Annotated in this window: 18 protein-coding genes and 3 tRNA genes; 10 read left to right on the forward strand and 11 right to left on the reverse strand. The window is 74.0% G+C overall.

Going from position 1 to position 19851, the window contains the following annotated elements:
• Nucleotides 1-67 precede the first annotated feature (67 nt).
• A complete protein-coding gene (locus QPK52_RS13865; protein WP_093663077.1) occupies nucleotides 68-1351 on the forward strand; it encodes an adenylosuccinate synthase in 1284 nt (427 codons plus the stop codon).
• 131 nt (nucleotides 1352-1482) lie between these two features.
• Here the strand turns inward: QPK52_RS13865 and QPK52_RS13870 are convergent, their stop codons facing one another.
• Nucleotides 1483-1959, reverse strand: a complete 477-nt coding sequence (locus tag QPK52_RS13870) for a MarR family winged helix-turn-helix transcriptional regulator (RefSeq protein ID WP_410537802.1) — start codon at nucleotides 1957-1959, stop codon at nucleotides 1483-1485.
• Complete coding sequence (locus QPK52_RS13875; protein ID WP_410537803.1) at nucleotides 1956-2567, reverse strand: DJ-1/PfpI family protein; 612 nt, start codon at nucleotides 2565-2567, stop codon at nucleotides 1956-1958. Before QPK52_RS13875 ends, QPK52_RS13870 begins: the two co-directional genes overlap by 4 nt.
• Before the next feature lie 161 nt (nucleotides 2568-2728).
• On the opposite strand from QPK52_RS13875, the gene QPK52_RS13880 reads away from it, so the two are divergent.
• Both QPK52_RS13880 and QPK52_RS13885 read left to right on the forward strand, forming a co-directional pair.
• Nucleotides 2729-3382 carry a GntR family transcriptional regulator gene (locus QPK52_RS13880; RefSeq protein ID WP_410537804.1) on the forward strand — a complete coding sequence of 218 codons (654 nt, stop codon included), beginning with the start codon at nucleotides 2729-2731 and terminating at the stop codon, nucleotides 3380-3382.
• Between the two features lie 103 nt (nucleotides 3383-3485).
• A complete protein-coding gene (locus tag QPK52_RS13885; protein ID WP_093663081.1) occupies nucleotides 3486-4136 on the forward strand; it encodes a hypothetical protein in 651 nt (216 codons plus the stop codon).
• A 48-nt stretch (nucleotides 4137-4184) separates the two neighbouring features.
• Here the strand turns inward: QPK52_RS13885 and QPK52_RS13890 are convergent, their stop codons facing one another.
• The gene (locus QPK52_RS13890; RefSeq protein WP_410537805.1) at nucleotides 4185-4937 is read right to left on the reverse strand and encodes an SLATT domain-containing protein; all 753 of its coding nucleotides are present in this window, start codon (nucleotides 4935-4937) and stop codon (nucleotides 4185-4187) included.
• 349 nt (nucleotides 4938-5286) lie between these two features.
• Here QPK52_RS13890 and purD point away from each other — a divergent pair, with 349 nt between their 5' ends.
• From purD to QPK52_RS13910, 4 genes are all read left to right on the forward strand, one after another.
• Entirely contained in the window at nucleotides 5287-6600 is a 1314-nt protein-coding gene (purD, locus tag QPK52_RS13895) for a phosphoribosylamine--glycine ligase (protein WP_410537806.1), read from the forward strand.
• A gap of 232 nt (nucleotides 6601-6832) precedes the next feature.
• A complete protein-coding gene (locus QPK52_RS13900) occupies nucleotides 6833-8482 on the forward strand; it encodes a hypothetical protein (protein ID WP_410537807.1) in 1650 nt (549 codons plus the stop codon).
• Nucleotides 8483-8744: 262 nt separating this feature from the next.
• A complete protein-coding gene (locus QPK52_RS13905) occupies nucleotides 8745-10223 on the forward strand; it encodes a N,N-dimethylformamidase beta subunit family domain-containing protein (RefSeq protein ID WP_410537808.1) in 1479 nt (492 codons plus the stop codon).
• Between the two features lie 146 nt (nucleotides 10224-10369).
• Entirely contained in the window at nucleotides 10370-11284 is a 915-nt protein-coding gene (locus QPK52_RS13910; RefSeq protein WP_410537809.1) for a phosphoribosylaminoimidazolesuccinocarboxamide synthase, read from the forward strand.
• Between the two features lie 117 nt (nucleotides 11285-11401).
• Here the strand turns inward: QPK52_RS13910 and QPK52_RS13915 are convergent.
• The 8 genes from QPK52_RS13915 to QPK52_RS13950 form a co-directional block, all read right to left on the reverse strand.
• Nucleotides 11402-11474 (reverse strand) — tRNA-Gly (locus QPK52_RS13915).
• 76 nt (nucleotides 11475-11550) lie between these two features.
• Nucleotides 11551-12147: a response regulator gene (locus tag QPK52_RS13920; protein WP_410540327.1), complete on the reverse strand. Its 597-nt coding sequence runs from the start codon at nucleotides 12145-12147 to the stop codon at nucleotides 11551-11553.
• Between the two features lie 47 nt (nucleotides 12148-12194).
• Entirely contained in the window at nucleotides 12195-13511 is a 1317-nt protein-coding gene (locus tag QPK52_RS13925) for a sensor histidine kinase (RefSeq protein ID WP_410537810.1), read from the reverse strand.
• Nucleotides 13512-13527: 16 nt separating this feature from the next.
• A complete protein-coding gene (locus tag QPK52_RS13930) occupies nucleotides 13528-14397 on the reverse strand; it encodes an ABC transporter permease (protein WP_410537811.1) in 870 nt (289 codons plus the stop codon).
• A complete protein-coding gene (locus QPK52_RS13935) occupies nucleotides 14394-15371 on the reverse strand; it encodes an ABC transporter ATP-binding protein (RefSeq protein ID WP_410537812.1) in 978 nt (325 codons plus the stop codon). Before QPK52_RS13935 ends, QPK52_RS13930 begins: the two co-directional genes overlap by 4 nt.
• A 169-nt stretch (nucleotides 15372-15540) precedes the next feature.
• Nucleotides 15541-15613: transfer RNA gene (locus tag QPK52_RS13940), tRNA-Gly, on the reverse strand.
• Nucleotides 15614-15687: 74 nt separating this feature from the next.
• A tRNA-Gly gene (locus QPK52_RS13945) sits at nucleotides 15688-15759 on the reverse strand.
• A gap of 101 nt (nucleotides 15760-15860) precedes the next feature.
• Nucleotides 15861-16214 (reverse strand): histone-like nucleoid-structuring protein Lsr2, encoded by a 354-nt coding sequence (locus QPK52_RS13950; RefSeq protein WP_410537813.1) that lies wholly within the window; start codon nucleotides 16212-16214, stop codon nucleotides 15861-15863.
• Nucleotides 16215-16548: 334 nt separating this feature from the next.
• Here QPK52_RS13950 and purS point away from each other — a divergent pair, with 334 nt between their 5' ends.
• The 3 genes from purS to purL are packed head-to-tail and all read left to right on the forward strand — an operon-like array spanning nucleotide 16549 to nucleotide 19735.
• Entirely contained in the window at nucleotides 16549-16815 is a 267-nt protein-coding gene (purS, locus tag QPK52_RS13955; RefSeq protein ID WP_093663089.1) for a phosphoribosylformylglycinamidine synthase subunit PurS, read from the forward strand.
• Nucleotides 16812-17489, forward strand: coding sequence for a phosphoribosylformylglycinamidine synthase subunit PurQ (purQ, locus tag QPK52_RS13960; protein WP_410537814.1), 678 nt, complete (start codon nucleotides 16812-16814; stop codon nucleotides 17487-17489). The genes purS and purQ overlap by 4 nt, the downstream gene beginning before the upstream one ends.
• Nucleotides 17486-19735, forward strand: coding sequence for a phosphoribosylformylglycinamidine synthase subunit PurL (purL, locus tag QPK52_RS13965; RefSeq protein WP_410537815.1), 2250 nt, complete (start codon nucleotides 17486-17488; stop codon nucleotides 19733-19735). Before purQ ends, purL begins: the two co-directional genes overlap by 4 nt.
• The last annotated feature ends 116 nt before the right edge of the window (nucleotides 19736-19851 follow it).

The following is a 19851-nucleotide window of genomic DNA, read 5'->3' on the forward strand; positions in this document are numbered from 1 at the left end:
GTCAGCGCGGTCGGTTCACCGCCGACACGCACGTTGGACATGCCCCGGCCGGAAGGGGTGTACGCCTGTGCCCGCACTCGTGCTGCTCGGCGCTCAGTGGGGTGATGAAGGCAAGGGGAAGGCCACCGATCTGCTCGGTGGCTCGGTGGACTACGTGGTGCGCTACCAGGGCGGCAACAACGCCGGCCACACGGTCGTCGTCGGCGACCAGAAGTACGCGCTCCACCTCCTCCCCTCCGGCATCCTCTCCCCGGGCTGCGTCCCGGTGATCGGAAACGGCGTCGTGGTGGACCCGGCGGTCCTGCTCTCCGAGCTGAGCGGGCTCGCCGAGCGCGGCGTGGACACGTCCAAGCTGCTGATCAGCGGCAACGCGCACCTGATCACGCCGTACCACACCACGATGGACAAGGTGACCGAGCGCTTCCTGGGCAAGCGCAAGATCGGCACCACCGGCCGCGGCATCGGCCCGACGTACGCCGACAAGATCAACCGGGTGGGCATCCGCGTCCAGGACCTCTTCGACGAGTCGATCCTGACGCAGAAGGTCGAGGCGGCCCTCGACCAGAAGAACCAGATCCTCGCCAAGCTCTACAACCGCCGCGCCATCGCCGTGGAGCAGGTGGTCGAGGAGCTGCTCGGCTACACGGACGCGCTGCGCGGCTACGTCTGCGACACCACGCTGCTGCTCAACGACGCGCTCGACGAGGGCAAGGTCGTCCTCTTCGAGGGCGGCCAGGGCACGCTGCTGGACGTGGACCATGGCACGTACCCCTTCGTGACCTCCTCCAACCCGACCGCCGGCGGCGCCTGCACCGGCGCGGGGGTGGGCCCGACGCGGATCAACCGGGTCATCGGCATCCTCAAGGCGTACACCACGCGCGTGGGCGCCGGGCCGTTCCCGACCGAGCTGTTCGACGAGGACGGCGACAAGCTCCGCACCATCGGCGGCGAGCGCGGCGTCACCACCGGCCGCGACCGGCGCTGCGGCTGGTTCGACGCGGTGATCGCCCGGTACGCCACCCGCGTCAACGGGCTCACCGACTTCTTCCTCACCAAGCTGGACGTGCTCACCGGCTGGGAGCGCATCCCGGTCTGCGTCGCCTACGAGATCGACGGCCGGCGGGTCGAGGAACTGCCCTACAGCCAGACCGACTTCCACCACGCCAAGCCGGTCTACGAGATGCTGCCGGGCTGGTCCGAGGACATCTCGGGGGCCAAGGAGTTCTCCGACCTGCCGAAGAACGCGCAGGCCTACGTGAAGGCGCTGGAGGAGATGTCGGGCGCGCCGATCTCCGCCATCGGCGTCGGCCCGGGCCGGGACGAGACGATCCAGATCAACTCGTTCCTCTGAGCGGGAGCTCCGGCCGGGGTCCCTCCCGCCGGCCGCACCCACCGGGGGCCGCGCCGTCGCGTACGGCGCGGCCCCCGGTGCGTGGGCCGCTGCGTGGGCCGGTGCGCGGGCCGGTGCGCGGCCCCGCGTGCTCACACCCCTGCCGGGCCCGCGGCGTCCGCACCGCCCGGCGCCTCCAGGCCGTCCAGCGCCTTCGACAGCCGCTCCAGCGCGTCGCGCACCTCGGCGAGGGCCTCCTCGCCACCCAGCGCCTCGCCCAGCCGCGCGGCGAACTCCGCGTGGCCCGGGGTGATCCGGTCCACCGCCGCACGGCCCTCCTCGGTGGGGGCGAGCAGCTTGGCGCGGCGGTGCGCGGGATTGGGCTCGTACACCGCCAGACCCCGCTCGACCAGCAGGTCCGCCACGCGCTGCACGCTCTGCCGGGTGACGCCCATGACCCGGGCTATGCCGGCCACCGGCAGCGGCTCGCGCAGCACCGCGCCTAGCACCTGCCACCAGGCGGCGGTCAGCCCGGCGGGCCGGGCCAGCCGCTCGGCGGCGGACAGGAACTGCCCGTTCAGCCGGAAGACGGCCAGCGCCGTGCCCGACAGCAGCTCGGGGGCGCTCACGCCGCCCCGCTCGCGCCCTCGTGGGCCGCCAGCACCTCGTAGGCGCTCGCGTCGGAGTGCCGGAACAGCCGGAACCAGGCGTCCAGCACCTCGGGCGGGTACGCCTCCAGCCGGGCCAGGATCTCGCGGGCGAACGCCACCGGTTCGGTGGGGCCGGCGGTGATCAGGTCCCCGCCGGTGCAGGCGTCGGCCTCGCGGTAGTGGCCGCCGCCCCGGTAGCCGGTGGCGGCCAGCACCTCGGCGGCGGCGCCGGTGTGGGGGCGGTCGTCGAGCAGCCCCTCCTTCGCCAGCCCGGTCACGGCTCCGCAGATGGCCGCGACGGGCACCCCGGCGTCCAGGAAGGCGCGGGCCGCCGCGGCGAAGGGCGGGAGCACCTTCTCCCAGGCGTCCGCCCCCGGCAGGATCAGCAGCGCGCTGTCGCCGGGCCGCAGGTCGGCGACGGACAGGCCGGGCGACACCTGCATGCCGCCCATGCTGATCACGGGCTCGCCGCTCTCGCCGACGTACACCACACGGTGTCCGGCGCCGGTCAGGGCGGTGGTGGCGTAGGGGATCTCCCAGTCGGCGAAGGTGTCGTAGACGGCGACGTGCACGGTCTTGCGTTCCATGGCTCCTCCTCGGAGCTGATCGCCCGGTCTCTTATGACAACATACTGTCACTTCGACAGAATGCTGTCAAAGAATGGGCGCTAGGCTGACCCCTGGAGAAGAGGGGTGCCGATGAGAGACGGCGCCGGCACCCGGACGTTCGAAGCCGTGAGGAGGCGCCCGTGATCCAGCGCAGCACGCTGCGCGCGCAGATCGCGGACGCGCTGCGCGACGAGGTGCTCGCCGGGCGTCTTCCGGCCGGCCGGGGCTTCACGGTCAAGGAGATAGCCGAGCAGTACGGCGTCTCCGCCACCCCGGTGCGCGAGGCGCTCGTCGACCTGTCCGCGCAGGGCCTGCTGGACGTGGAGCAGCACCGGGGATTCCGCGTCCACGTCTTCACGCCCGCCGACTACCGGGCCATGGTCCAGGCGCGCGCCCTGGTCGCCGAGGGGGTCTTCCGCAGATCCGCGGGACCGGCCCCGCCCACCCCCGGTGACGAGCGGCTGGCCTCGGTGCGCCGCCGCGCCGAGGCCGCCGAGCGGGCCGCGCTCACCGGGGACCTGGACGTGCTCATCGGCTACGACCTGCGCTTCTGGCGGGAACTGGGCGACCTGATGGGCAACCCCTACATAACCGAGTTCCTGGACCGGCTGCGCGTGCAGTGCTGGGTCTTCGCCGTGCCGCACCTGCGCGAGCGGCCCGGTCTGCGGAAACTGCTGTGGACCGGTTACCGCGAGCTGGCCGACGCGGTCGGGCGCGGGGACGACGCGGCGGCCGGGCGCCTGGTCGCGGCCTGCGACGAGTGCGCCCTCGCTCTCGCCGAGAGGCTGGACTGAACGACTACGCTGTTGCGCCCGGACTCCGTACCGCCCGCCCCCGTCTCCCGCCGCCTCCGTCTCCCCACCCCGTCAACCACCGCCTGCCGCATTGGAGCACCCGTTGGCCTGTGACCTCTGGCTGGTGCCGCTCGTCGACGTGCTGTGCCACAGCCCCGACAACCCCTTCGCCGAGGAACTCGCGTCGTACGACAGGGCGCTGAGCGCCGCCGGACTGCCGCCGGTCCCCGTACACGGCTACATGCCGGGGCTGTCGGGCGACGTGGCGCCGGTCGCCGGCTTCGACTACGACGCGCTGCACTTCCTGCGCCGCGCCCATCTCCTCCAGCTCTGCGGCCTGGAGGTCACCCCGGTCGACGCGCTCGGCGGCGAGTACGAGCAGCTGCTGGAGATGTTCGCCCCGACGGCCCAGCAGTCGCACCTGGTGTGGCACTACGACCACGCCGGCGCGTACGTGCCCCTCGACTTCGCCCACCCGCTCTCCGACGACGAACTCCTCGCCGGGGGCGGCCCGCTGGGCTCCAGTCACGGGCTGCTGCGCGAACTGGAGGCGGTCGCCCCGTACCTGGGCATCGACCCCGCCAACCCGCCGCCCGCGCCGGAACCTCCGGCCCGCCCCACGGAGCTGGAGGAACCGGCGGCCGTGCCGGTGTACGACGGCGGGCCGTTCGCGCGGGAGCGCCACGTCTGGCTGGGACTGCACGCCGCGGCCACCCGGAGCCTGGCGCAGGGGTCCATGATCCTCTTCGGTTAGCGGCTCGGCGGCGGCCGGCGGCGGTTCAGCGGCGGTCGGCGGCCGCCGTCAGCGCGGCCCCTCCGGGGGCCGCTGCCGGGGCATGCTGGGCCGGACGCCCGGCGGCAGCGAGAAGCGGGACGGCTGCGCGGCGGCGGCCTGCGCGGTGCGCGTGCTCCAGGCTGAGGAGGTCAGCGACTGGGTGTGCAGCGGCGCCGGACCGGAGCGGAACTCCACCATCCAGGCGGCGGTCTCAGCCCGCACCAGCTCGGTCACGTCCTCCGAGAAGCGCCGCAGCACCCCCAGGCACCGCTCGGCGGCCTCGCTCGCCGTGCCCTCGGTGGGCCCGAGCACCTCCCGCACGCTCTCCGAGGCCCAGTCGTACTGCAGTATCTCCAGCCGCCGCTGGACCGCCTGCGCCGTGGCGACGCTGCGCATCCAGCCCGAGGTCAGACCGAACCAGCGGTCGCATCCCGCGCACACGGCCGCCAGCAGCAGCGCCGGGAAGGCCCACAGGGCCGCGCCCCGCATCCCGCCGGCCAGTTCCAGCAGCGGCAGGACGCCCCCGGCCGCCAGCCCCGCGGCGGTCCCCGCCCGCAGCGCCCTGGCCCACCGGCGCCTGCGCACCCGGTCCGCCAGGTACCACTCCATGACGTGCAGCGCCCCGCTCTCCACCCACCGGTACAGCTCGTCCAGACGCTCGGCGGGCTCGCCCCAGTCCCCCAGCGGGAACGGCCGCCCGAGCAGGTCCCCGTGCTCGCCCCGCCCCGTGCCGCCGCCCGTGCCGCCGCCCGTTCCGGGGCGCATCTCCGGCTGACTCACCCGCCACTCCCAACAAAGCCCTCGCTCGGATCCACTCGCGGACGGACCTCCCTCGGACCGCTCGGTGCCCCTTCCTACCCCCAAAAGTGGGAGGCCTCTCGGCCTTCGCGGTATTTCCGCCCATACGTGCATCCCGATTGGGTATACAAGCCCCGCTTTCCTCACCCGATGGAGTGAGAAGCGTGTTTCGGCTGCCGTCTCGCGCCCCTGATCACGCACGACGTCCCACCGGCCACGGCGGGCCCCGGCAGCCTCCCGGAAGGCCCCGGCGGGGTCCCGGCGGGCCTGCGCCGTCCGCCCCTCGGGCGGACCCGCCGGGGCCGCGAAGGGGGCGGATAGGGTGCAGGGCGTGAAGGTCCTCGTCATCGGCGGCGGCGCCCGCGAACACGCCCTGTGCCGCTCCCTGTCCCTCGATCCCGACGTCACCTCGCTGCACTGCGCGCCCGGCAACGCCGGAATCGCCCAGGTGGCGACCCTGCACTCCGTCGACGCGCTCGACGGCCCGGCCGTGGCCGCACTGGCCGCCGGCCTGGAGGCCGACCTCGTCGTGGTGGGGCCGGAGGCCCCGCTGGTGGCCGGGGTGGCCGACGCCGTGCGCGGACGCGGCATCGCGGTCTTCGGCCCGTCGGCCGAGGCCGCCCGGCTGGAGGGCTCCAAGGCGTTCGCCAAGGAGGTCATGGCCGCCGCCGGGGTCCCCACGGCCCGCTCCTACGTGTGCACCACCGACGAGGAGATCGACCGCGCGCTGGACGCCTTCGGGCCCCCGTACGTCGTCAAGGACGACGGGCTGGCGGCGGGCAAGGGCGTCGTCGTCACCCCCGACCTGGAGGCCGCCCGCGCCCACGCCCGCGGCTGCGAGCAGGTGGTGATCGAGGAGTACCTGGACGGCCCCGAGGTCTCCCTGTTCGCCGTGACCGACGGCGAGTGCGTCGTACCGCTGCGGCCCGCCCAGGACTTCAAGCGCGCCCACGACGGCGACGAGGGCCCCAACACCGGCGGCATGGGCGCCTACTCGCCGCTGCCCTGGGCCGACCCCAAGCTGGCCGACGAGGTGCTGGCCACCGTCCTGCAGCCCACCGTGGACGAGATGCGCCGCCGCGGCACCCCCTTCTCCGGACTGCTCTACGCGGGCCTGGCCATCACCTCGCGCGGGGTGCGCGTGGTGGAGTTCAACGCGCGCTTCGGCGACCCGGAGACCCAGGTCGTCCTGGCCCGTCTGAAGACCCCGCTGTCCGGTCTGCTGTACGCGGCGGCCACCGGGACCCTGGCGGAGTTCCCCCCGCTGCGCTGGAGCGACGACGCGGCCGTCACCGTCGTCGTCGCCTCCGAGGGCTACCCCGCCTCCCCCCGCACGGGGGATGTGATCGAGGGCCTGGAGGAGGTCGCGGAGAAGGACGCCCCCGCCGCGTACGTCCTCCACGCCGGCACCCGGCTGGACGAGGAGGGGCGCGTGGTCAGCGCGGGCGGACGGGTCCTGTCCGTCACGGCCACCGGGGCCGGTCTCGCCGAGGCGCGCGAGCACGCCTACCGCGCGGTGTCCCGCATCCGGCTGGCCGGTTCGCACCACCGCGGCGACATCGCGGCCGCGGCGGCCGCCGAAGAGGCCGCGGCGGAAAGGGAGGCCGCGGCGGAAAGGGGGGCCGCGACCGCCGGGGAGGCCTGAACCGGCACCCCGGCCGGACACCCCGGCGAGCGGATTTCCGCACCCAGCTTTACCCAAAGCCATTCCATCGAGTGACCGCTTCCTCATCCGGCTGACGGCCCCGCGGGCGCCGACTAGGGTTCCCGCGGACGGCTCCGGCAAGTGGCCCACCGCACATTGCGATGTCGGTTGCCGGTGCCACAGTGGGGGAGTGACAGCAGGCGCGGGGGATCGGCAAGGGGGTGAGCGACTCGTGGCAGTACCGGAGACGGGCGCGCGTTCGGCGCGCGACCACGCGCTGGCGGTCCTGAGGGTGCGCGGCGCCGCGCTGGGCGCCGCGCTGCTGCCCGCCGCCGCGGCGGTCGTCCTGCTGGCCGGAGGGGCCACCGGCCACCTCCGCGGCGACGGCTGGGACGCACTGCGCTGGACGGCCGCGGCCGTCGCCGTGCCGGTGCTCGCCGCGGCCGCGGGCGTGTCCGCCGTGATCGCCCGGGCGCGCCCGGCGGTCAGCCCCACCGTGCAGATCGACGAGTCGGCCGCCCCGGACCTGTACCGGCTGATACGCGACCTCGCCGACCGGCTGGACGTCCCCGCGCCCTCGGCGATAGCCCTGACACCGGACTGCGACAGCTGGCTGGAGGACCGGGCGCACACCACCCGCGGCCGGCGCCTGCCGCGCCCCGGCACGGCGCGCGGCGCGGGCGCCCCCGTACTCGTCGTCGGCTCCCCCTTCCTGTGGTGGATGCGGGTCTCCGAGCTGCGGGCGCTGCTCGCCCCGATCGTGGCCGGGACGGGCCCGTCCGCACACCCGGACATCGCCGCCGCGCGGCGCTTCGTCCGCGGGCTGGACGCCGCCGTGGCGGTCGCCGTCGCGGTCCGCGGCCCGGCGCCGAAGCGCCTCGCGTACGACTTCGCAGGCTGGGTCTCCCGGCTGCTGCTGCGCGCCGGGGCCTCCCACGCCGCGGAGATGGAGCGCATGGTCGCCGCCGCGGCCGCGGTGCGGGCCCAGGCGGTCGACTACGGCCTGCGGGTCGTCGCCCAGGAGCAGGTGGGCCTGGCGTACGCCGGCTGGGACCGGCTGCTGACCAGGGTCGCGCTGCCCGCCTGGCGCACGGGGCGCTGGCCCGCCCGGCTGGACGCCGGAGTGGTCTCCGCCCTCACCGAGCTGTCCCGGCGCGACCGGCTCGCCGAGGGCTTCGCCACCCGGCTGGGCGAGCGTCCCGCCTGCGACCTGCTGGAGGAGCCCGGCGAGGTGGACCGCCAGGTCTCCCTGCTGGCCGCGCGCCTGTTCCACGGCGGACCGGCCGAGCCCGGCCCCGACTGGGCCCCGGTGGACTGGCAGGAGTACCCGGAGGAGGTCGTGGACCGCATCTGGCGCTCCGAGGCCGCCCGTCTCTTCGCGGCGCTGCGGGCCGCCGAGCACCCGACGCTGGCCGAGCTGGTCGACCGGCTGGCCGGCGCGGCGGCCCCGGACGGCCCGGACGCCCCCTCCGGCGGCGGCGCCGACGCGCTCGCCGCCCGGATCGGCGCCGACCTCGCCCGCGAGGAGGCCGCCCGGGCCGGCGCCGCCCGCGAGGCCGGCGCGATCCCCCTGCCCGTCCCCGGCGGGGACGGCGCGCTCCTCCCGCCCGGCGGCGGCTTCCCCCTCCAACCGCCGCGCTCCGGGCGCGAGCTGCTGGCCGAGCACATCACGGCCGCCGTGTGCTGCGCGGCGGTGGACACCGCCGGAGCGGCCCCCGGCCTCGACTGGCTGGACGGCCCCGCCCTGTTCGTCGACGGCGAGCGCCGCGCGGACCTGGCCCGTCCCGTCCTCGCCCTCGCCGAGGACGGCGACCCCCAGCCGCTGCGCGACTGGCTGGCGGCCGTCGGCGTACGGCCCGACAAGCCAATCCGCCTGGTCTGAGCCGCGGGCGGCCCGGGGCCGGGCGCCGCGGAGCGTCCGGGCCGCCCGCGGAGGCCACCCCACCCCCGAACCCGCCCCACCCCCCGAACCCGCCCCGGCCCCCGGCCCCCGGCCCCCGGCCCCCGCCCCCGGCCGTCCCGCGTGTTCGAGACGAATTCGACCCGGCTCCGGTCATTCGCGACGAGGGGTGACCGATCGTTCGCTTTATGTGATGTGCTGGTGCCCGACATCGCGGGAGCGGACACAGGGAGGGGAGACGCAGGTGGGCACGGAGCAGATCCGGCGCTGGGAGTCGGGAGCTCTCGCGCACGCGGTCACCGATCCGTTCGGGCAGGGGCCGCTGCCCTGGCTGCGGTGCGGCGAGCACTACTTCGACGACACCGGCCACGTCGTCCCCTGGTACCTCGACCACAGCAGCCTGGACGGCGCCCGCGCCCCGTCCGGAGCGGGCGGCGGCCCGCGCGCCGCCGACGACGTGCACTGCCAGATCAAGGGCTTCACCTCCGAGAGCGCGGTCTCGCCCGGCGAGTCCATCGACTTCCGGATCACGGTCAACCCGCCCCAGCCCTTCGGTGTGGACGTCTACCGCATCGGCCACTACGGCGGCGAGGGCGCCACCAAGATCACCACCAGCCCCCGGCTCTCCGGCATCGTCCAGCCCCCGCCGCTGGCCGCCGACCGCACCGTCTCCTGCCACCACTGGTGGCTCTCCTGGCGGCTCCAGATCCCGGACTACTGGAGCACCGGCGCCCACGTGGCCGTGCTGACCACCGCCGACGGCCACCGATCCCACATCCCCTTCACCGTCCGCGACGAGCGCCCCGGCGACCTGCTGCTGGTCCTCCCCGACGTCACCTGGCAGGCGTACAACCTCTTCCCCGAGGACGGCCGCACCGGCGCCAGCCTCTACCACGCCTGGGACGGGGAGGGGCGGCTGCTGGGGGAGGAGGAGGCGGCCGTCACCGTCTCCTTCGACCGGCCGTACGCGGGCGCGGGCCTGCCCCTGCACGTGGGCCACGCCTACGACTTCATCCGCTGGGCCGAGCGCTACGGCTACGACCTGGCCTACGCCGACACCCGCGATCTGCACGCGGGCCGCGTCGACCCCTCCCGCTACCGCGGCCTGGTCTTCGCGGGCCACGACGAGTACTGGTCGGCGCCCATGCGCCGCGCCGTGGAGAAGGCCCGCGACAGCGGCACCTCGCTGGTCTTCCTCTCCGCCAACACCATGTACTGGCAGGTCGAGCTGGGCCCCTCGCCGTCCGGGGCCCCCGACCGGCTGATGACCTGCCGCAAGCGGCGCGGCCCGGGCCGCTCGCGGCGCTGGCGCGACCAGGGCGAGCCCGAACAGCAGGTACTGGGCGTCCAGTACGCGGGCCAGGTGCCCCGGCCGCACCCGATGGTCGTGCGGAACACCTCCCACTGGCTGTGGGAGGCCACCGGGGCGGCGGAGGGCGAGGAACTGCCCGGCCTGGTCGCGGGCGAGGCCGACCGCTACTTCCCGCGCACCGCCCTGCCCCCGCACACCGACCGCGTCCTGCTCGCCCACTCGCCCTACCGTGACGCCTCCGGCGCCCGCCGCCACCAGGAGACCTCCCTGTACGAGGCGCCCAGCGGCGCCCTGGTCTTCGCCTCGGGCACCTTCGCCTGGTCCCCGGCCCTGGACCGCCCCGGCCACACCGACTCCCGCATCCAGCGGGCCACGGCCAACCTCCTGGACCGCATCTGCAAGCGCCCCTGAGACGCCCGCGGGCACCCGGGGCCCGGGCCCCGCCCCGGCAGGGCCGTTCGCGCGGTACGCCCCCACCCGTCCGTCCGACCCCGGCCGGTGGGGAAGGTGGCGGTACGGGAGAATCGGAACTCCTGGACCAAGCCACAGGAGGAGCCGTGACCGGATTCGTAGAGAAGCCCGAACCCGTGCAGGTGCCGGGTCTGGTGCACGTGCACACCGGCAAGGTGCGGGACCTGTACCGGAACGAGGCGGGCGATCTGGTGATGGTCGCCAGCGACCGGGTGTCCGCCTACGACTGGGTGCTGCCGACGGAGATCCCCGACAAGGGCCGCGTCCTCACCCAGCTCTCCCTGTGGTGGTTCGACCAGCTCGCCGACCTGGTGCCGGGCCATGTGCTCTCCACCGAGCTGCCGCCCGGCGCCCCCGCCGACTGGGCGGGCCGCACGGTGGTCTGCCGCTCCCTGCGCATGGTCCCGGTCGAGTGCGTGGCCCGCGGCTATCTCACCGGCTCGGGTCTGACCGAGTACCGGGAGACCCGCACGGTCTGCGGACTCGCCCTGCCCGAGGGCCTGGAGGACGGCTCCGAGCTGCCCGCCCCCATCTTCACCCCGGCCACCAAGGCGGAGGTCGGCGAGCACGACGAGAACGTCCCCTACGAGGAGGTCGCCCGCCGGGTCGGCGCCGACACCGCCGCCGAGCTGCGCCAGCTCACCCTGGCCGTCTACTCCCGGGGCCGCGACATCGCCAGGGAGCGGGGCATCATCCTGGCCGACACCAAGTTCGAGTTCGGGTGGTGGACGGACGAGGACGGCCGGGAGCGGCTGATGCTCGCCGACGAGGTGCTGACGCCGGACTCCTCGCGCTTCTGGCCCGTCGACCAGTGGGAGCCGGGCCGCTCCCAGCCCTCGTTCGACAAGCAGATCGTCCGCGACTGGCTGACCTCCCCGGCCGCCGGCTGGGACCGCGGCGGCGAGGTCCCCCCGCCCGAGCTGCCCGCCGAGGTCGTCGAGCGCACCCGCGCCCGCTACATCGAGGCGTACGAGCTGCTGACGGGCACCCGCTGGAGCTGACCGGTGCCGACGGCACGGGGGCGGGCCGCGGCCCGCCCCCGCCCGGCCGCCCGCACAGGATGAGGGCCGCACACGCGGAAGGCCCCGGTCCTGTGAGGGACCGGGGCCTTCTCCGCGAGCGGACGACGAGGCTCGAACTCGCGACCTCAACCTTGGCAAGGTTGCGCTCTACCAACTGAGCTACGTCCGCGTGCTCCGTTCGGTGCGCTCCCACTATAGCCAACCCGTGCGCGTGCTCGCGCGGGGCGGTTCCCGGGCGGGGCCGCTCACAGCCAGCCCCGCTCGCGTGCGACGCGCACGGCCGCGTGGCGGTTCTCCGCCGACAGCTTCGCGGCGGCCGACGACAGGTAGTTGCGGACCGTCCCCGGCGCCAGCGCGGCCCGCGCGGCGATCTCCGCGATCGGCGCGCCGTCCGCGGCGAGTTCCAGCAGCTCGGCCTCGCGGGCGGTCAGCGGCGAGTCCCCGGCGCTGATCGCGTCGGCGGCCAGCTCCGGGTCCACGTAGCGGTTGCCGGCGTGCACCGTGCGGATGATCTCGGCCAGCCGCTGCGCCGAGACCGTCTTGGGCACGAAGCCCCGCACCCCCGCGGCCAGGGCCCGCTTCAGGTGCCCGGGACGGCCGTGCCCGGTCACGATCATGGTGGCGCAGGCGGGGAGTCCGGCGCGCAGCTCCGTGGCGACCGCCACGCCGTCCTTGCCCGGCATCTGGAGGTCCAGCACCGCCACGTCGGGCCGGTGGGCGCGGGCCATCGCCAGCGCCTCGGGCCCGGACGCGGCCTCGGCCACCACCAGCAGGTCGTCCTCCAGCGCCAGCAGCGCGGCCAGCGCGCCCCGGATCAGATGCTCGTCGTCGGCCAGCAGCACCCGTACGCGGCGCCCGCCGCCGTCCGTGCCGCCCCGCTCGTGGTCGCTCACCGCTCTCCCCTCCCGCTGCCGTCCTCGCCGCCGCCCTCGCCGCCGCCCTCACCGCCGCCCTCACCGCCGTCCCCGCCGCCGCCCCGGTCCGGCCGCGCCGGAATCCGGGCCGTCAGCCGGAAGGTGCCGTCGCCGCGGCGCTCACCGGTCAGTGTGCCGCCGAGCGCGGCCAGGCGTTCGCGGAGCCCGGCCAGTCCGGAGCCGCCCCCCGTGGAGGCTCCGGACCCCGGCACACCGTCGTTCTCCATGACCAGCTCGGCGACCGGACCGGCGGCCCGCAGCCGGACCGAGCACCGCCCGGCTTCGGCGTGCCGCAGCACGTTGGTCGTCCCCTCGCGGACCACCCAGCCCAGTGCCGACTGCAGCGGTTCGGCAAGCGCCCCGCTACCGCTGTCCTCGATCCGGCAGTCGATCCCGGCGGCCCGCAACACCCCCCGGGCACCGACGAGTTCGGTGTGCAGATCGGCCTCCCGGTAGCCGCGTACGACCTCCCGCATCTCCTGCTGCGACTCCCGCGCGATCCGCTGCACCTCGGTCATCTGGTCGACGGCGGAGGGCGAGCCGCGCTGTGCGAGCTGCACGGCCAGTTCGCTCTTGAGCGCGATGACCGACAGGTTGCGGCCCAGCACGTCGTGGAGGTCCCGGCCGAACCGCAGCCGCTCCTCGGCCACCGCCAGCCGCGCCTGGGTCTCCCGGGCGGCCTCCAGCTCCCTGACGACCCGCAGCATCCAGCCGGAGCAGCGGTAGCTGAAGCCGAAGAAGACGGCGCCGAAGGCGGCGGCGCCCACGTGGTACCCCAGCTGCTCCGCCGGCAGGTCCAGCACCGCGACGGACAGCGCCGAGCCCGCGATGGCCAGTGCCGTCAGCAGGGTGCTCCGCCGGATCGACAGGGTGAGGAGCAACGGCCCGGCCAGGAACATCAGCAGCCAGGTGCTGGCGGCCACCGCCCCCGGATCCAGCACCCCGGCTCCGATCGAGGCGTGGAGGGCGGCGATCCCGAGGACGGTGAGCCCGACGTACACCGCCGTCAGGCCGCCCGGCCGGCCGGCCGAGCCCAGGTAGTACCGCAGTCCGGCCCGGCACAGCAGCAGATGGCAGACGGAGTGCGCCGCGAACAGGGCGACCAGCGGGAGGACGGTCCAGAGGGGAAGACCGCCGCGCTGCGCCACGCACCAGAAGGTCAGCAGCACCGCCTCGGAGGCGGCGAAACTGTAGAGCGTGAAGCGGGTGTACTGGTCGAAGCGCACCGGCCCGCTGGACCGCCGCACCCGCTCCACCCAGCCCAGCGCGCCTCCCTCGACCGCCACCGTCACACCCGCTCCTCGCACCTCAGTGACGCGGTTCCCAGCGGAACCACCGCCGTACAGCAAACACCGACACCAGGGCCCAGGCCACAGCGGTCCCCAGCGCCCGCAGCACCTCGCCCGGCTCACCGCCGCCGAGCCAGCCGTACCGCACCAGGTCCACCACCGGGCTCATCGGCAGCAGCCGCAGGATGTCGGCCGCCCGATCCGGCATGGCCTCCAGGGGGACGAACATCCCCGAGCCGGCCAGCGAGACCATCAGCAGCGGCAGCGCGGTGATCTGGGCGCTCTCCGTCGTCCGGGTGATCACGGCCGTCGCGGCGGCCGTCAGGACCATCAGGACGACGCCCAGCAGCACGCCCAGGACCAGCAGGTCCGGCCGGTCCGGCGGTGTCATCTCCAGCAGGGCCGCACCCGCCGCGACCAGCACGGCGCACTGCGCCAGCGCCACGGCGACCACCGGCAGCGCCGCGCCCGCCAGGATCTCCCAGTCCCGCAGCTCCCCGGTCCGCAGCCGCTTGAGGACCAGCTCCTCGCGGCGGGAGACGTAGGCGGGGATGAGGTTCAGATAGACGACGAGGATCAGCACCATCGGGATGCCGCTGGTCATCACCAGGTCGGTGACGCTCAGCCCGGTGCCCTCCAGCGGGGCCTGCTCGACCGTGGAGCGCATGAACAGCACCATGGCGAGCGGCATCAGCAGTGCGGTGAACATGGCGGTGCGGTTGCGGACGAGCAGCGTCAGCTCCGCCCGGGCCAGCGACCGCAGCCTGCCCAGGGAGGCGGCGGCCCGGCGGGCGGCCCCCGCGTCCGCCCTGCCCCCCGCGTCCGCCCTGCCTCCCGCGTCCGCCCTGCTCCCGGTGTCCGTCCCGCTCCCGGTGTCCGTGGTGCTCATCGTGCTCCCGCCTTCGCCGCTCGTGCCGTGTCCTCGTCCTCCGCCGTGTCCGGGCCGCCTCCGTGGGCGATCTCCAGGAACGCCTCCTCCAGGGAGGCCGAGCGGGCGTCCAGACCAGCCAGCGCCACCTCCTCCTGCCGCGCCCACAGCAGCAGTTCGGTCAGCGACTCCTGCAGCCGGCCGGTGCGGATCTCCACCCTCCGCCCGTTCTCGGCCGCCCTCAGCGACAGCGGAAGCCGGGCTGCGGGCACCCCCTCGGGCAGCGTGAAGCGGATCCGGGACGGGCGCGAGGCGGTGACCTCGGCGGGGGTGCCGGAGACGACGATCCGCCCCGCCCGCATGATCGCGAGCCGGTCGGCCAGTTCCTCGGCCTCCTCCAGGTAGTGCGTGGTCAGCACCACGGTCGTACCGCCCTTCCGCAGCTCCCGCACCAGGCGCCAGGTCTCCCGCCGCCCCTCGGCGTCCAGCCCGGTCGTCGGCTCGTCCAGGAAGAGGACCTCGGGCCGGCCCAGCAGGGCCATGGCCAGGTCCAGCCGCCGCCGCTCACCGCCGGAGAGCTGCTTGACGCGTACGTCCGCGCGCGGGGCCAGGCCCACCGTCTCCAGTGCCTCCGAGGTCCGCCGGGCCCCGCTGGTGCAGCCGGCCCACATCCGCGCGGTCTCGGCGACGGTCAGATCGGAGGGGAAGCCGCCCTCCTGGAGCATCACCCCGATCCGCGGGCGCACCCGGGCGCGCTCGCGGTACGGGTCGTGCCCGAGCACGCGCACCCGGCCGCCGCTGGGTTCGGCCATCCCCTCCAGCAGTTCGACGGTGGATGTCTTGCCCGCGCCGTTCGTCCCCAGCAGCGCGAACAGCTCGCCGCGCGCCACGGAGAACGAGACCCCCCGCACGGCCTCGAAGCCGCCGTCCCCCTTCGCCGGGCCGTAGCGCCGCCGCAGCCCGCTCACCTCGATGACCTGCTCTCCGGTGTTCATGCCACCAGGGTCGCGCGGGACCGGGGGCGGAGGCAGTGCGGGCTGTCACGAGCGCACGTGACAAATGTCAACCCGCCCGGGGACGGGAGGACGTGAGAGGGCGTGAGGGGATGTGGCGGATCACACACGAAGAAGGCCCCGGTCCTGGAGGACCGGGGCCTTTTCCCTGAGCGGACGACGAGGCTCGAACTCGCGACCTCAACCTTGGCAAGGTTGCGCTCTACCAACTGAGCTACGTCCGCTTGCAACCTCCCGGCTCTCACCGAGCGGCGCGCCTTCACTCTACCCGATCCCGAAGGTCCGGTGGAGCGAGCGGAGCGGGTGACAGGAATCGCACACTGCGCCTCCCTCTTGGAAAGAGGGCGCTCTACTACTGAGCTACACCCGCAGGACCACCTTGGCTTCGGCCGTTTCCGGCCGCCCCCGGCGGTGTGCTCCAGACTCTAGCCGATCACCCGGGGTGCCTGGCAAGTCGGTCCGGAGCGGGGCTCAGCGCGACTCCTCGCCCCCGGCGCCGGAGGCGGTTCCGTGGGCCTCTTCGAACGCCTCGTAGACCTTCTTGGGGATGCGGCCGCGCGGCGGCACCTCGAAGCCGTGCGACCGGGCCCAGGCCCGCACCGCGGACGGGTCCGGCGCGACGGAGGTGTGCTGGAACGTCTTCCCTGACCGGGCGCGCTTGCGGCCGGCCCGCACATAGGGGGCCAGGCCCATGCGCAGTTTCCTCGCGTTCTCGCGGTTGAGATCGATCTCGTAGGACTTGCCGTCGAGACCGAAGGTGACCGTTTCCGATGCTTCCCCGCCGTCGATGTCGTCGGAGAGTGTGACCACCACGCGCTGTGCCACGGATATCGGTCCTTTCGGGAGGATCGCATGCGGAAACACTTCGAAACCACTTCCTGACGTGCGGTGATATCGACGTTCCCGGCGATCGGTGTCAATGCCCTTTCCTTTGTACAGCGGCGGGCATTGTCTGGTGAAGCGGTTGAATTCTCGTCCGCGTGTCATGCCGCGAACGCGACTTTACTTTTCCGGCGCCGATTCGTGCAGCACTTCCCGGTGTTTTCCGGGGCGCCGATACCCGACCGTGACCGAAGCGGCCCATATCTACGCGAGTAGAATTTTCCGCCGGGTACGCTGAAGCCGCAGCCTCCAGCACCAACACCCACCGGGAGTACCTGTGGCTCGCGTCGTAGTCGACGTCATGCTCAAGCCGGAGATCCTCGACCCCCAGGGCCAGGCGGTTCAGCGTGCGCTGCCCCGACTGGGCTACGAGGGCATCTCGGACGTCCGCCAGGGCAAGCGCTTCGAGCTCGAGGTGGAGGGGCCGGTCGACGACGACGCCCTCGCCCGCATCCACCAGCTCGCCGAGACGTTCCTCGCCAACACCGTGATCGAGGACTTCACGGTGCGCGTCGAGGAGCGCGAAGAGGTGACCCCCGCATGACGACCCGCATCGGAGTCGTCACCTTCCCCGGCTCCCTCGACGACGTGGACGCCCGGCGCGCCATCCGCCTCGCCGGCGCCGAGCCGGTCGCCCTGTGGCACCGCGACAAGAGCCTGAACCAGGTGGACGCCGTCGTCCTCCCCGGCGGCTTCTCCTACGGCGACTACCTGCGCTGCGGCGCCATCGCCCGCTTCTCGCCGGTGATGGAGACGGTCGTCGAGCAGGCCCGCGCCGGCCTGCCGGTGCTCGGCATCTGCAACGGCTTCCAGGTCCTGTGCGAGTCGCACCTGCTGCCCGGCGCGCTCACCCGCAACGACCACCTCCACTTCGTCTGCCGCGACCAGCGGCTGCGCGTGGAGAACGCGGACACCGCCTGGACGTCCGACTACGCCGAGGGCCAGGAGATCACCGTTCCGCTCAAGAACGGCGAGGGCGGCTACGTCGCCGACGAGCGCACCCTGGACGAGCTGGAGGCGACCGGCCGGGTCGTCTTCCGCTACCTGGACGTCAACCCCAACGGCTCCCGCCGCGACATCGCCGGCATCTGCAACGAGGCCGGCAACGTCGTCGGCCTCATGCCCCACCCCGAGCACGCCGTCGAGGCCCTGACCGGGCCCACCACCGACGGGCTGGGATTCTTCACCTCGGTTCTGAAGAAGCTGGTCGCCTCATGACTCTCGACACCGTCAAGCACGCGAGCGACACCCCGGACGTCGAGCAGCCCTGGGCCGAGCTCGGTCTCAAGCGCGACGAGTACGACCGCATCCGGGAGATCCTCGGCCGCCGCCCGACCGGCGCCGAGCTGGCCATGTACTCCGTGATGTGGTCCGAGCACTGCTCCTACAAGTCCAGCAAGGTCCACCTCAAGCAGTTCGGCGAGAAGGCCCCCGCCTCCGACGCCATGCTGGTGGGCATCGGCGAGAACGCCGGCGTCGTGGACGTCGGCCAGGGCTACGCCGTCACCTTCAAGGTGGAGTCGCACAACCACCCCTCCTACATCGAGCCCTACCAGGGCGCGGCCACCGGCATCGGCGGCATCGTCCGCGACATCCTGGCCATGGGCGCCCGCCCGGTCGCCGTGATGGACCCGCTGCGCTTCGGCGCCGCCGACCACCCCGACACCCGCCGCGTCCTGCCCGGCGTCGTCGCCGGCATCGGCGGCTACGGCAACTGCCTGGGCCTGCCCAACATCGGCGGCGAGGTGGTCTTCGACCCCTGCTACCAGGGAAACCCGCTGGTCAACGCCCTGTGCGTGGGTGTGATGCGGCACGAGGACATCCATCTGGCCAAGGCGTCGGGCACCGGCAACAAGGTCATCCTCTACGGCGCCCGCACCGGCGGCGACGGCATCGGCGGCGTCTCCGTCCTGGCGTCGGAGACCTTCGACGAGACGGGCCCGGCCAAGCGCCCGGCCGTCCAGGTCGGCGACCCCTTCCAGGAGAAGCTCCTCATCGAGTGCACCCTGGAGGTCTTCAAGGAGGACCTGGTCGTCGGCATCCAGGACCTCGGCGGCGCCGGCCTGTCCTGCGCCACCTCCGAGCTGGCCAGCGCCGGCTCCGGCGGCATGCGCGTGGAGCTGGACACCGTCCCGCTGCGCGACTCCACGCTCTCGCCCGAGGAGATCCTCATGAGCGAGTCGCAGGAGCGCATGTGCGCCATCGTCGAGCCCGGCAAGGTCGACCGCTTCCTGGAGATCTGCGAGAAGTGGGACGTCATCGCCACCGTCATCGGCGAGGTCACCGACGGCGACCGGCTGGAGATCTACTGGCACGGCGAGCAGATCGTGGACGTGCCCCCGCGCACGGTCGCCCACGAGGGCCCTGTCTACAACCGTCCCTACGCCCGCCCCGAGTGGCAGGACGCCCTCCAGGCCGACGACGCGAACGCCCTGCCCCGCCCCAAGGACGGGGACGAGCTGCGCGAGCAGGTCCTGAGGCTGGTCGGCTCCCCGAACCAGGCGTCCAAGGCGTGGATCACCGACCAGTACGACCGCTACGTGCTCGGCAACACCGTCCTGGCCCAGCCCGAGGACAGCGGCATGATCCGCATCGACGAGGAGACCGGCCTGGGCGTCGCCGTCGCCACCGACGGCAACGGCCGCTACGCCAAGCTCGACCCGTACACCGGCGCCCAGCTCGCGCTGGCCGAGTCCTACCGCAACGTCGCCGCCACCGGTGCGAAGCCGCTGGCCGTCACCGACTGCCTGAACTTCGGCTCGCCGGAGGACCCGGGCGCGATGTGGCAGTTCGCCGAGGCCTGCCGCGGGCTGGCCGACGCCTGCCGAACGCTGGGCACCCCGGTGACCGGCGGCAACGTCTCGCTGTACAACCAGACCGGCGACACCGCCATCCACCCGACCCCGGTGGTCGGCGTGCTCGGCGTGATCGACGACGTCGCCCGCCGCACCCCGATGGCGTTCGCGGAGGAGGGCCAGCTCGTCTACCTCCTGGGCGACACCCGCGAGGAGCTGGGCGGCTCGGCCTGGTCCCAGGTGATCCACGACCACCTGGGCGGGATGCCGCCGAAGGTGGACCTGGAGCGCGAGCGGCTGCTCGCCGAGATCCTGATCTCCGCCTCCCGCGACGGCATGATCGACGCGGCGCACGACCTGAGCGACGGCGGTCTGGTCCAGGCGCTGACCGAGTCCTGCCTCAAGGGCGGCAAGGGGGCCCGGCTGGTCGTACCCGACGGGCTGGACCCGTTCGTGTTCCTGTTCTCCGAGTCGGCCGGCCGCGCGATCGTCTCGGTGCCGCGCAGCGAGGAGCTGCGCTTCACCGACATGTGCGGCGCCCGCGGCCTGCCCGCCACCCGCATCGGCGTGGTGGACGGCGACGCCATCGAGGTCCAGGGGCAGTTCTCCGTCTCCCTGGCCGAGCTGCGCGAGGCCCACGAGGCCACCATTCCGGCGCTGCTCGCCTGACGCCCGTACGACGGCCGCCGTGCCCCGCCGCCCGCTCCGGGCGGCGGGGCACGGTCGTCGCGGGGCGCCGGCAGGTCCGCCGCCGGACGGATGCCGGGGCCGTACGGGACGGGTGG

The sequence above is a fragment of the Streptomyces sp. KL2 genome (genome assembly GCF_046529545.1).
Taxonomy (GTDB): domain Bacteria; phylum Actinomycetota; class Actinomycetes; order Streptomycetales; family Streptomycetaceae; genus Streptomyces; species Streptomyces radiopugnans.

Bases quoted from the DNA above. Each gene is read 5' to 3' on its own strand.
- QPK52_RS13875 (WP_410537803.1), bottom strand. From the start codon at position 2,567: ATGGAACGCAAGACCGTGCACGTCGCCGTCTACGACACCTTCGCCGAC.
- QPK52_RS13930 (WP_410537811.1), bottom strand. From the start codon at position 14,397: ATGAGCACCACGGACACCGGGAGCGGGACGGACACCGGGAGCAGGGCG.
- QPK52_RS13935 (WP_410537812.1), bottom strand. From the start codon at position 15,371: ATGAACACCGGAGAGCAGGTCATCGAGGTGAGCGGGCTGCGGCGGCGC.
- purQ (WP_410537814.1), top strand. From the start codon at position 16,812: ATGACGACCCGCATCGGAGTCGTCACCTTCCCCGGCTCCCTCGACGAC.
- purL (WP_410537815.1), top strand. From the start codon at position 17,486: ATGACTCTCGACACCGTCAAGCACGCGAGCGACACCCCGGACGTCGAG.